The 13,638-nt window shown below is 43.1% G+C and carries 8 protein-coding genes; all 8 read right to left on the minus strand.

The window, feature by feature from the left end; genetic code table 11:
• Positions 1–49 precede the first annotated feature (49 nt).
• A complete protein-coding gene (locus QUB06_RS17440) occupies positions 50–943 on the minus strand; it encodes a DUF2382 domain-containing protein (protein ID WP_333436332.1) in 894 nt (297 codons plus the stop codon).
• Positions 944–1,165: 222 nt separating this feature from the next.
• Positions 1,166–2,026 (minus strand): DUF2382 domain-containing protein, encoded by an 861-nt coding sequence (locus QUB06_RS17445; RefSeq protein ID WP_333436333.1) that lies wholly within the window; start codon positions 2,024–2,026, stop codon positions 1,166–1,168.
• 396 nt (positions 2,027–2,422) lie between these two features.
• Entirely contained in the window at positions 2,423–2,938 is a 516-nt protein-coding gene (locus tag QUB06_RS17450) for a DUF1499 domain-containing protein (RefSeq protein WP_333436334.1), read from the minus strand.
• Positions 2,939–3,006: 68 nt separating this feature from the next.
• Positions 3,007–4,665, minus strand: a complete 1,659-nt coding sequence (locus QUB06_RS17455) for an adenylate/guanylate cyclase domain-containing protein (RefSeq protein ID WP_333436335.1) — start codon at positions 4,663–4,665, stop codon at positions 3,007–3,009.
• Positions 4,640–7,213, minus strand: a complete 2,574-nt coding sequence (locus QUB06_RS17460; RefSeq protein WP_333436336.1) for a response regulator — start codon at positions 7,211–7,213, stop codon at positions 4,640–4,642. Before QUB06_RS17460 ends, QUB06_RS17455 begins: the two co-directional genes overlap by 26 nt.
• Entirely contained in the window at positions 7,210–7,602 is a 393-nt protein-coding gene (locus QUB06_RS17465) for a response regulator (RefSeq protein ID WP_333436337.1), read from the minus strand. The genes QUB06_RS17460 and QUB06_RS17465 overlap by 4 nt, the downstream gene beginning before the upstream one ends.
• Positions 7,603–8,058: 456 nt before the next feature.
• Complete coding sequence (locus QUB06_RS17470) at positions 8,059–9,483, minus strand: response regulator (RefSeq protein WP_333436338.1); 1,425 nt, start codon at positions 9,481–9,483, stop codon at positions 8,059–8,061.
• 7 nt (positions 9,484–9,490) lie between these two features.
• Complete coding sequence (locus QUB06_RS17475) at positions 9,491–13,435, minus strand: PAS domain S-box protein (protein WP_445251393.1); 3,945 nt, start codon at positions 13,433–13,435, stop codon at positions 9,491–9,493.
• Positions 13,436–13,638 lie beyond the last annotated feature (203 nt).

A 13,638-nucleotide genomic window follows, 5' to 3' on the forward strand; every position in this document is an offset into this window, starting at 1 on the left:
GGCGGTGAACTTTCTCCCCAGCACGACTCGCCACAGCCCGCTGTTAGATTTAACTCTCTGAGTTGTGTTCCGTCATCCATTTTTGGTAAGTATCCTCAAGTTGCTTGTCTTCCAGAACGAGTTCTAGGCGGACTTTCACGCAACCGTGACGGGGTTGAGAGGCGATCGAATTTAAGATTTTGCTCGCTTTCTGCACAGAGGTAAATTCAGCCTTAACAGTCGGTTCTTGGCGATCGGTCTTAATCTCCGTCAAATCTATACCGGTGATGTTTCCCTGGCCTAAATCTATTTCTGCCAACACCTTCGGATCGTCGCCGACTTGTTCGACAATCAGCTTTTCCCATTGGATGGGTACTTGTACCATCCGAGTTTCAATTTCTTTACGCACTATGACTTCGCCGACTTTGCGCTTGCTGCGATTGATCACCAATCGTTCTTCTAGCAGGCGAATTACTTCTTGATCGACAATATCGAAGTTTTCCTCATCCTGATCTGTCTCGAAATCTGCATTTGTGAGATCGGCATCTGTTAGATTTGACATAACTTTTGAGGGATTTGTTGACTCACTGTTGCTAAATTCACTATCCGGTTCAGAGGCATTTTCTAAATACGGATGCCCGCCATTTGCCGAAGCTACCGGGAGCAGATCGAGGTGCTCAGAATTAATAGTTACAAACAGCGCTTTTTGGTGATAATCGACTTTTTTTAGCAGCGTAACACTTAATAAAAAAATGCGGGGATTTTCGCTGCCTAGCCCTGCCACCACAAAGTTTAACTGACCGTTAGCATCAAAATAGACATCTTTAACTTTGCCTACTAAGTGACCTTGGTTGTCTTTTACGGTAAAACTTTTTAGCTTAGTTCTGACTTTTTCAGGCACCCGGTTGAGACGGGTTATTGATTTGGCAGTTGCTATCTTTTCTGCTGATGCTTGACCGTTCATTTTTTAAACTTTCCTGCTTAGGGATTTTTATTATGAATTGGTAAGGGGAAATTGGTAAAGGCGGGGAAAGTTCATAAACGTTGCCAAAACTAGACAAGTTTTGTACCCCCCCCCGCCCCTCACATAGGAATTGCGCGATCGCTACCAATTCAATCAAACCTGCGCGGTGACAGAATTATGTCATTAAGGCGCAATTCCTATGCAATACCTGTTGCGGTTGGTTTAGATCTTTGGATTTTTATTATCTACAACCGCAGTTCCATCAGTCTTAACGTCTAATTCTTCACGACGCAAGGTTTCTTCGCCCTCAACGGTGGTGCGAACAACTTCTTTTCTGACGTTGACTTCTTCCCGGACGAAAGCTTCCTTGTGAATGTCGGCCGTTTCTTCGTAGACTTCCATGCGTGCAACTTCCCCTGATTGGAAGTCAGCCTCACCGACTGAAACTACTCGACCCGCTTCTACCGGGGTTACTCGATCGATTACGACTCGTTCTTTTTCAATGGGTACTGAAGCTCGCGCTGTTTCAGTTTCCACGCGCTTGCCAACTGCTACTTCGCCTGTTTTTGCGCGGTGTTTGTTGGCAATCAAGCGTTCTTCATAAAGCTTGAGATTTTGGTGCTGCTGTTCGTTGGTTTCGTAGAGGGGGCGATCGATATCGTAGCTGTAGCTGCCGCGATCGTAGCTAGCAGGAGTTGCAGTGCTGGCAGCGGCAGTTCCTTGATTGCGGTAGACGCCTCTTACCTGTTCTTCGCGATCGTAATCTACTGATTCTAAATCATTGTAAGCCGGCAATTGTTCTGCTTGAGCTTTGCTGCGAAGGCCTGTTGCGTAGACCCGATGGGCTCCGTAGTCGAAGCGAGCCGAACCGATTGGCAACAATACTTTTTTGCCAAAAATCCAAATACCGGTATCAATTACCAGATAGCGGAAACGGCCAGTGTCATCAACCAAAGCGTCATAAACGGTGCCTACTTTTTCATCAGAGTCGCCAGCATAAACATCAAATCCCTTGATGTCGTCTCCCGCAAAGATTTCTTCCTGATAATTCGGATAAAATTCTGCTAATTTTTGAAGGGCCATGTGTTTTTTCCTCTTTGCTCTACTTAAATTAATAGTAGAAATTAATTCGTTCAGTTCCCTCTCCCTAAAGTCAGAAGTGTAGAATTTAGGGTGTTTAATACTATAGGAATACTACGGCATCTCTTTTTCTGTGCTAGCGCCCTCAGCTATTTTAAATATTGTAAAACCCTACAATCGTCAATCTTATAACAAGTATTAAAACTCAAAGCCAACCGTAGGGACACAGCAATGCCGTGTCCTACTCCCCCTGCTGGATACTCCTTTTCCTTTGCGGTGTGCCTACTGTTAATAATTGTTAAGTAGGTGGTGAAAAATCAACATTACATAGTAATACCCAAATATCAAAGCCCCTCATCTTGCAGGAGAGGGGCTTCCGGAAAGCTAGAAATTTTAAGTTCAGAGTTGATTGAATTGAGTTCTGATAGCTTCTATCCGACTGCGGTTAACCCCCAAATCCGACTCTCCCAGACGCGAAGCCGATCGCACATGGATGACTTTTGCTCCATCATCTACCAAAAATTCAACGTCATCAACAAACCCCATCAAAGCACTGGTGAACTCCGCATAGAGGTAATTATCAGTTGCCGTGATAATTTTAGTTTTTCCATAGGAGTCGATCGCCCCTTGGAGCTTTGCCATCGCTTCACTCTGGGACGAAGTGTATGCCAAAGGCTCAATTTTGTGTTCGGCATCTTGACTGAAGCTGCTGACGCAGTTGGGGGAACTCGGGCACGCTGCGAGTTTTCCTGACACAATGCCGATATTGGCAGGTCTTTTTCCAGCAAACATGGTTTTTTCTCCTGGTATAGCGATAAAAGTAGCGATCGACAGTACCGCTACTGCTAGCAGTGATATTAAAATAACCAGGACTTTTTTCAATGCTGTCGGCGATTTTGTTTCAACTGTTTGCAAAGGATTAGCCCTCCTGAAAGTGCAAATTAAATCTAATTTAAATATTAATTGAAATTGACATCTAAAAATCACAAAGATTTACTTTTTTCTTCAATTAACCAGTAAGTCAGCATTCTTCCTTTACCTTTTATCGGGATATGACCCCGTTCTTCCAAAACAAACTGATCTTTCAAACGCTCGTAAGTCGCCGCCGTCACTTGAATTTTACCAGGCAATCCGTTAGACTCCATGCGTGAAGCAACATTAACAGTATCCCCCCACAAATCATAGCTAAATTTACTAATCCCAATAATTCCCGCCACCACCGAACCGCTGTGAATTCCGAGCCTCAATTGAAAATTTTCTCCCATTTTGGCATTAAACCTCCTCAAAGCTGCCTGCATCTCCAAAGCTAAAAGTGCGATCGCCGAGGAGTGATCCACCCGCGGCGTCGGCAAACCCCCAACCACCATGTAAGCATCCCCAATCGTCTTAATCTTTTCCAACCCGTGCAACTCTGACAACCTATCGAACTCCGAGAAAATCCCGTTCAAAATTTCTACCAACTGCGTCGGACTTTGGTGAGCAGAAAACTCTGTAAAGCCCACCAAATCAGCAAACAAGACGCTCACCTCATCAAAATGATCCGCTATCAACTTTTGCTCTTTTTGCAAGCGATCGGCAATAGGTTTCGGTAAAATATTCAGCAGCAATTTCTCTGTTTGCTCTTGCTGCAATTTCAGGGCTGCCTCAGCTTGTTTGCGCTGAATAAGCGAACCGAGCTGCGTAGCAACCGCGCTCACTAATTCCAACAAGCGGGGCTGACATTTCAGAACTTTTTCGCGATAAAAAATCAAAATAGCTAACACTTGGTTGTCCGCCAAAATTGGCAAGCCAAAAGCCGCTTTCAATCCCACATTCACCGCAATTTCCGAGCGCAAAAAAACTTGATCCGGTGCAGTAGAAACATCCTCGATCCATTCAGACTGCTGCGACTGCCAAATCCTCCCAGGGAGTCCCACACCGGGAGCAAAAGTTAACTGCCAACTTGTTTGTCGGAATTGGGCAAAACTCAAGTCACTGACGTACCTACCTGTAGCGCATTTTAAAAAGCCCTCACTGCAAGGAATCCAAGCTTCGCCTAGGTTCCATTCAATAGTTTTGCAAATTAAACTTAAAATCACATCTATAGCAGAGTCAAAATCCTCAGATTTGCTAATAGCTTGAGTGGCCTGCAGCAGCAATCTTGTTTCCATTTCTACCTGGTGGCGTTCAGCGATTTCCTGGTGCAACTGGCTATTTTGAGCGGTCAACTTTTGATTTTTTTCTTGCAATTGTATTTGCAATGAACGCAGAGTAAGTTGATTGCTCACTCGCGCCAATACTTCTTTCACCTGAAAAGGTTTTGTGATATAATCGGCTCCGCCAACTTCAAAAGCTTTTGCTTTATTTATTCCTTCTTCTAGCGCGCTGAGAAAAATGATGGGAATTTCCCTAAATTGCGGTTTGGATTTCAGTTTTTGACAGAGTTCGTAGCCGTCAATATCCGGCATCATAATATCGAGTAAAATCAAATCTGGCGCGCTAGATTGAATAGCATCTAAGGCAGAAAAACCATTAGTAACCGGTCGAACTTTATAGCCATTTTTTTGCAAAATTCTAATCAACAAACGCAGATTATCTGGCGTATCGTCAACTACTAAAATATTTGCTTGATAGTTTTCAGTTTGTTCCGCCTTCATCTGCATTATCTGATGCCTCCGCCTCGGCCATTAAATTGAGAATTTTCTGGTAATCAAAATTATCGAGATGACCCTGGAGGATGTCCGCAAATTCAGGATGAGGCTCCCTTATTTCGTCGATTGTCATGACAATTAAGTCAAAATCAGCACTGAGGATTACCTGCTTCATGTTGTCTATCCATTCAGCAGGAAGTGTAGGTAAATAAGCAAGCGCAGCATTAGGAACCGATCGCGATAAATTATTTCGATCGCCTATTGAGATCGAGTCGGTTGAGTTAGAGTAGAGATACTTCACCCCCAAATGTTTGGTGAGGGTATCAAATATATCTGTTTTGCGGAAAGGTTTGCTAATAAAATCGTCGCACCCCACCAATAAAGCAAACGCTTGCCTCCCTTCAATTGTACTAGCTGTTAAAGCAATAATCTTCGGAATCGGGGAGTCGGGATGGGAAATATTCATTTCCCCGTTTCCTTGCTGCTCTTGCTCTCTCTGCTTGATTCTAGCCTTAATTTGTTTAGTAGCTTCGTAGCCGTCCATCACTGGCATTCGCACATCCATCAAAATTAAGTGCGGATGCCAATTTTCCCACATTTCTATTGCTTCCTGGCCGTTGGTGGCTTGTTCCAGCCCGAAACCTAAAGGAGAAAGCATTTTGACTAAAAGTTGGCGGTTGTCTTCGCGATCGTCCACAATTAAAATCCGGTAGCACGGTTGATTGGGTTCCAACCCAGTAACTTCGCGGTTAAGTTGCCCATCGGGAAGATCAGCAGCATAAACCGCACCGACTGGAATTTCAAATTTAAAAGTTGTGCCGAGTTCCAGTTGACTTTCTACGACAATTTCTCCTCCCATCAGGCGGACAAATTGACGGCTGATCTTCAATCCTAAACCCGTGCCTTTCTGAATTTTTTGACCGGAAGCTGTTTGCACAAAAGCCTTAAAAATATTGCCCATTTCTTCGGGAGCAATGCCAACTCCTGTATCTTCAATTTCAAATAGAAGGAAAAAATCCCGCACCGGAGTTGAATCCTCAGCCTCATCGCTCCCTGCAACCTTGGCCAAATCACTGCTATTCCTCGAAAAATCCCGAATACTTCTTGTGGTATCAAAGCAAGCTGTGGGACTCTCTAATAAATCCAGAAACCCCGATCTTTCTAACTTTATAACTCTTAAGATGATTTCCCCTCTTTGGGTAAACTTAATCGCATTGCTCAGAAGATTAATCAGCACTTGCCGCAATTTAATATCATCGGTTCGCACGTACTGAGGAACGTCAGGATCGCGCTGGAAAAGCAACTGCAATGCTTGATTGTGTACCCGCAGTTGAAACATATCTTGCAAATCGTCAAGCAAGCGGTAGAGGTCGAAGTTTTTTGGGTTGAGCGTCATCCGCCCCGCTTCGATTTTTGACAAGTCTAAGACTTCATTGATCAAGGTTAGCAAGTGTTCGCCACTACGCCGAATAATTCTCATATTTTCTCGGTTTTCGACACTAAGATCCGGGCTGGGTTCCATGATTTGTGCAAAGCCGAGTATAGAATTGAGAGGGGTGCGTAACTCGTGGCTCATATTGGCCAGAAACGTGCTTTTAGCTTTGTTTGCTGCTTCAGCAGCTAATGCGGCTTGTTGCAGTTGTTCTGTGCGTTCGTCAATTTGGGCTTCTAAGGTGTGGTGGTAATCTGCTAGTATTTTTTCGGCTTGTTTGCGATCGCTAATATCTTGAAAAGCTGCGATCGCATAAACAATATTTCCACTAGCGTCAAAAATCGGCGTGGTATTGATCTCGATCGCAATTCTTTTGCTATCTTGACGGATTTCTACATCGTCAACCTTGACAAATTCTCCTTTCAGTGCCCGCAAGATTGGCAGATTAGCCGGCGGGTAAAGCTCATCAGTATTGGCAACATAAAGTTGATAAGTGGCAGCTAATTGTTCCGCAGTGCTTTCCGGGATAGTGTCTGCACCCAGCAAATCCCGCGCTGCCTGGTTGAAATAGGCGATCGAGCCGTCGGGATGATAAACAGATACCCCCACTGGCAAAGCTTCTAAAAATTGACTCAGGCGACTTTCACTCGCAGACAAAGCCTCATTTACTAGCTTTAACTCCTCGTTTACTTCTAGGCGCTTATGAATTTCATCGGTTAACTTTTGATCTTGCAAATAACTGTGAACAGCTTCTACTACAGTTAATTTTAAGTCTTCATTTTGCCAAGGTTTAGGGATATAACGGTACAATTTAGCATACTTTATGGCATTGCTCAGAGCTTCCAAATCTGCTTGCCCCGTTAGCATAATAGTCAGCGTCTCCGGCGAGCTTTCGTGAATTCTTCTGAGCAGTTCATCCCCTTTAATATCCGGCATGATATAATCGGAAAGCACCAAAGCAACCTCGTATTCATCTGCCTGCAAATCTGCCAGCAAATCTAAAGCATCAGCCCCCCCTTCAGCAGTTTCAATAATACACCGATCGCCGATCGCCTTTTTCAGTTCAATCTTTAAACTGTTCAAAACGTCAGGTTCATCATCAATACAAACAATCACAGGTTTTTTCATAACTTAGCCAGCCCCGATTTTATAGTCTCTATTAACTCTTTGCTTTCCCAGGGTTTGTACAAACAACAGTATAAATCTGCTTCTTCTACTGCCCGCTGAACTGCCGCTGCATCCGCTTGGCCCGTCAACATCACCTTAATAATTTTAGGATATTTTTGGTGAAGTTTAATTAAAAATTCGTCACCTTTAATTCCGGGCATCTGCCAATCAGAAACAACCACAATCACCTCAGCTTCTTCTGGAAAATCCTCAAGTAAATCTAAAGCTTCCTCACCACTTTCAGCTAATTCATAAAAGTAATCATTTTTAAATTCATTTTTTAGCTGCATCTTGAGAGTATTCAAGATATCTGGTTCATCGTCTACGCAAAGAATTATAGGCTTATTCATCTTTTCCTCTCTGCTTAAATGTTAGTATGTTTACCGACATGATCTCGTTTCCGGTTGGATGGGAATCATAAAGTCAAGGTCAATAATTCCACATTCCCCACTCCCCACTCCCCACTCCCTACTCCCCATCATCTATGAGTGTTACCGGAATTGATATGACTTCCTTTTACGTTATTGATTTGGGAGCCTCTCATATTTGCAAAAACACTTCTTTCTTCTTCCTTCTGACTCTTTTCTCCTGGCTCCTGACTCCTGACTCCTAATTCCAATTTCGAGCTTTGCTGCTTTCATTGAGATGCTCCCATTGATTTCGGGCAACGATGCAGGATATTTGTCCCCTATCTTATTTTAATAGGACTTGAGAAGATAAACCCGGTTTCTTGGAATAAATTTTGTATTTGTCAGCGAGACAGTGACGAGTGTCACCGAAAATCAGCCCCTACAGGTAAGTTTTGTTTAATAAATTGGCAGCGAGACTGTAAAAGTTGTCTGCCCCGGTACAGAATCTACAGCAATTGTGCCTTGGTGCTTTTCCACAATTTTTCTCACAATATCCAATCCCAAACCGCTACCTTCGCCCGCAGATTTAGTCGTAAAAAAGGGCTGAAAAATTTTCGGAATAACTTCTGAGGGGATACCTTTGCCGTTATCAGTAAATTTGAGGAAAATATTGGTCTCTTGCTGCCGAGTTTCAATCGTCAAAATACCTTTATAATCCATTGCTTGCAAGGCATTATGAATGAGATTCGTCCAAACTTGATTTAAGTCATCGGGATAGCACATAATTTCGGGTAAATCTCCATAATTTTTCACTACTTCTATACCGTGTTTCAGTTGATTTTGATAAAGGGTTAACACTGTTTCAATGCCCTCGTGCAAGTTCGCCGGGACTTTTTCTGGTTGGCTATCAAAATGAGCGTAGGTTTTTAAGGCAAATACTACTTTTCCCGATTTCGCTGTCGCTCTTTGGATCAGGCTAATACTTTTTTTAAAGCTCGCAAACTGGTAAGCAGTATTTAAAACAACTTCCCAATCCGGCGATTTGAAAAGCGGCAAGAACTCTTCTATGTTTTCGTAGATTTCCATGTCAACTAAAGTATCCGCAATTTCCTCGGAGTTTTCAACAGATGCTGCCATCAAATCTCCCGTCAACTGCTGCTTAAATTTACGTTTTTCTCTACTTGTAAATATAATTTGTTGATGGGTAGCTCTGTACAGTAAAGCTAAAAAATAAGCTTTGCTTTCGTCAGAAAGTTGTCGATAAATTTCAGGAAATTTTTCTAAAAAATCGTCAGAAAAATTAGCTATATTATTAATAGAGGAACCTATAATGCCTAGGGGGGTATTGATTTCGTGGGCAATGCCGGCAATCAGTTGTCCCAGGGCTGCCATTTTTTCCGATTGAATCAAATGCTCTTGGGTGGTTTGCAGTTGGTGCAGTGCCGTTGCTAAATCTTGATTTTTTTCTTGCAAAGTGTGTTGCAGTGAACAAATTTTTAAATGAGTTTCTATCCGGGCTAAAACTTCTTCAACCTGAAACGGTTTAGTAATAAAGTCAACTCCGCCAACTGCAAAAGCTTTAACTTTATCCAGCACGTCATTGATCGCACTAATAAAAATTACAGGAATGTCTTTGGTAATTTCAGAAGCTTTGAGTTGCTGACAAACTTGATAGCCGTCCATTTCCGGCATCATAATATCCAGCAGCACTAGATCCGGGGGTATTTTTTGAGCTGCAGACAATGCTAGCTTGCCATTGGGTACGGGGCGAACTTGATAGCCTTTTTCGCTCAAAATTCCTGCCAGCAGCCGCAAGTTTTCTGGCGTATCGTCCACTACTAAAATATTAGCTCGATTGGTTTTAGGTAAAGTTGAAGTCATCGGGTGTTTACTGTTTGTCGCTGAGTTCGATTATGTCCAAAATTCTGTCATATTCAAAATTATTAATGCAATCTTGAAGCTTGCCCGCAAGAGAAGGATTGACAGTGCCGATTTGTGCGATCGAACTTGCGATCGCCTCCATCTCCACACTCAAAATACTTTGCTTCAATTGGGCTCTCCAGTCTGGAGAAAGAGAAGCGAAAGCCTCCGGTGTCAGCACATCCAGACTTGACTCATCTACACCTGCTGCACTTACTGCGGTTGGATCTTCATAAATATAGCGTACTCCTAAATGTTTTCCCATTGCCACAAAGATATCCTCCTCTCGGAACGGTTTCCGCATAAAATCATCGCAACCCGCCGAAAGAATCACCGCCCGTTCTTCCTCCAAAACGCTAGCAGTTAGGGCCACAATCGCCGTTGCTTGCCCGCCAGTTGTAGTTTTAATCTGTTTCGTTGCCTCATAGCCGTCCATCACAGGCATTCTCATGTCCATCCAAATCAGATGCGGTTCCCACTCCCTAAAAATATCAACCGCTTCTTTACCGTTATTCGCTTCTCTCAACTCAAATCCGAGGGGACTGAGAAGTTTTACTAACAGTTGGCGGTTCAAAGGTTTGTCGTCCACAATTAGCAAGCGATAACTCGGCTGATTCGGTTCCAGGGCAACAACTCGACGTTGAGTTTTTTTGCTTTCAATATCACTAGCTTCAACCAGATGAACTTGGATGTCAAACTGAAATACTGCACCCTTTCCGAGCTCGCTGCTAACAGTAATTTCACCTCCCATTAATTGCACGAACTGGCGGCTAATAGCTAAACCTAAACCCGTTCCTTCCTGAGAATCTTTACCTGTTTTAGTCTGCACGAATGCTTCAAACAACTGATGGACTTCCTCAGCAGCAATGCCTGCACCAGTATCTTGAACTTCAAAATGCAGCCAGTAGCGGCCCGGCAATTGGTCAGTGCTGTTTTTATGTATATTCCGTTTTCCTCCTTTGACTTGCATCGACACTCCCCCTTCTGAAGTAAATTTAATTGCATTATTGAGCAAATTAATTAAAACTTGGCGCAATTTAACTTCATCAGTACAAATGTAATGGGGAACTTCGGCGTCTCTCTCGAAGATTAATTGCAAACCTTTTTGCTCAGCTTTGAGAGCAAACATATCTTCTAAATCGTCGATTAGCTGGTACAAATTGAAGCTTTTTTCATTAATAGTCGTGCGTCCCGCTTCGATTTTTGACAAGTCTAAAACTTGGTTAATTAAAGCCAGTAAATGTTCTCCACTCCGCAGGATAATTGCAACATCTTCTTGATTTTCAGGAGACAGAGTTTTACTGCGGATCATGACTTGAGCAAAGCCGATGACCGCGTTCAGGGGCGATCGCAATTCGTGGCTCATATTGGCGAGAAACGTACTCTTCGCTTTGTTTGCTGCTTCGGCCGCTTCTTTCGCCTGCTGCAGTTTGATTTCCGCTTGTTTGTTATCAGTAATGTCTTTAATAAAACCTTCGTAGTAAAGTAGATTTCCTGCTTCATCGCAGGCAGCGCGACAATTTTCCGAAATCCAGATTATGCTGCCATCTTTGCGGTAAATTTCCGATTCAAAGTTTGATAGTATCCCGTACTCGTTCATCAGCGCTGCAAATTCTTCGCGGCGGTTGGGTTTCACGTAAAGCTGGTTATTGAAATTCGGCTGTGCTGCTATTAAATCTGCAGGCGAGTCGTAACCGTAGATGCTAGCTAAAGCGGGGTTAGCGCTGATATATTTCCCGTCAATAGCAGTTTGAAAAATTCCATTCAAAGCATTTTCATAAATGTTGCGGTACTTTTCTTCTGCTTCCCGAAGGGCAGTTTCTGCTTTTTGCCGCTCGGTAATATCGCTAGAAATCGACAAGAAACAAGCTTCTCCGTCAATATCGATGGTTTCTATAGACAGCAGTGCCGTTCTTTCTGTACCATTTTTATTGCGAAACCTCAGCTCATAATTGTGAATAGCCGTCTTATTTTTTAACATTTGAATCATGCGATCGCGCTCTCCCAAACTCGCCCAGAAATTGAGTTCAACCGCTGTTTTTCCAATAATTTCTTCGTGACTGTACCCCATCATCCGACAAAAGCTCTCATTGGCTTCTATGTGGCGGCCATCGCTAATTCTAGTCAGGGTAATCGCATTAGGACTTAAACGAAAAGCTTTAGAAAACTTTTCTTTAGCCTTGGCAAGCTCGGCGGTACGTTCTGCAACTTGCACTGCTAAATTGTCGTTGTATTCCTTTAATAATTTCTCCGCTAATTTGCGTTCTGTAATATCTTGAAAAGCGCACATCCCGTAGATAATATTTCCTTGAGCGTCATAAATAGGAGTTCCCCAAACTTGCAGGGGAACAGTTTTGTCAGTCGAGCAGATTTCAATGTCATCAACAGTTACACTTTTACCCTGCAAAGCATTTAAAATTGGATCGCGTTCCGCCGGGTAAATTTCCTGAGTACCAGCTAAATAAACTCGGTAGGATTGACGTAAACTTTCGGAATCTGCGGGTACAATTCCTTGAGATAAAAGTTGCTCTCCAGCAGGATTAATGTAGTGAGGTTGACCGTTGGGCTCTACAATAAAAATGCCTAGTGGTACTGCATTGAAAAATTGTTGGACTCGGTTTTCGCTTTCCGACAGAGAAGTAAATGAATGCTGCAATTGCTCGGCCATGCTGTTAAAAGCAGTGGCAAGTTCTCCGAGTTCATCTTTGCGATTCAGAGTGAGCTTTGTATCCCATTCATTCCGCGCCAAAGCTTTCGCCGCCGCATTCAATCTTAAAATCGGCTGAACTACCCATTTAGCAGTAAGAATCCCCAGAATTGTCGCCCCCATCAAAGCTGCAAGCGACAGTAAAAAAGTCGTGCGCGTGTTGAGGTTAATTTGCTCCATAAAGTCCGATTCTGGTACAACTACTACAATCAGCCAATCCAACCCTCGATCGTCTTTAAAAGGAGCTACCTGAATAAAATTTCGCTTGCCATCAACATCAATACTAAGTTGTTGAGAATTATTAATTTTAGCTAAGCTATCGTAGGATTTATCTAGATGCTGTGCAGTTTGGCGAATTACCGGATTCTCGCTTTCTGAAGCTTTAATGCGTCTTGTTTCTTTACCTTCCACGACGAATTCTTGACTCGCCGTTGAAGTAGCAATTAACATCCCCGATCGCTCCATCACAAAAGTTTGTCCTGATTGGCCAATTTTGAGGCTAACGAGAAATTCTTTGATGCGGGAAAACAGCACATCGCTGCCAGCTACTCCTAACAATTTGCCAGCATCGTCGTAGATAGGCAAAGCAGCAGTAATTGCCAGCTCACCAGTCAAAAAATCTGTATAAATTGGAGTCCAAATAGGTTTTTTGGCCGCAGCCGCCGCTATGTACCAAGGGCGAGTTCGCGGGTCGTAAATATTGGGTGAAATTTGCACTAATTGAACGCGGTTTCCCTGAGAGTCCGCAGTATATCGAGCTAATTTATTGCCAGTAGATTTGTCAGCAGCCGAGAGCAAAATCCCATCTTTAGTGCGGATTGCTCCCGAATGTTCTCCATTTTCTTGGCCTGTGTAAATGATGCTGAGAGAATCAAAATATTGAATTTGTTCGAGAAAATGATGTTCGAGTTTTTGCTTTTCTTTTAGGTTCAACTGCCCCATTTTTAGGCCTTGAACGTTCAGGTGATTGACAATGTGGGGAATTGACATATAATGTTCCATGCGGTCTTTGATGCGATCGCTAATTTCTCCCCGCAACTGAGCGGCAACATCGTTGACTGCCCGCTGACCGTTTTGGAAAGATAGCCAACCTACAACTCCTACCGTGCCGACAATTAGCACTAAAAAAGGAACCACGAGCACCGTTTGTAATGGAACTTTGCCGATAATTTTTGTAGCCAAACGATTGAGGAATTTAGGAAACATATTCATCCTAAAAATAATTAAACTTGGCAGTTGAAATTCGTAGATGTTAAAATTTTGGATCGAGAGACGAGCGAGTAATATAAAATCCGGTTAATCATATCACTTGCGGTTGCACTCCTCAATAATTGTTGACTGTTGACTGTTGACTGTTGACTGTTGACTGTTGACTGTTGACTGTTGACTGTTGACTGTTGACTGTTGAC

Origin of the sequence: Microcoleus sp. D2_18a_D3, assembly GCF_036702455.1 — a bacterium.
In the GTDB taxonomy this organism is placed as follows: domain Bacteria; phylum Cyanobacteriota; class Cyanobacteriia; order Cyanobacteriales; family Microcoleaceae; genus Microcoleus.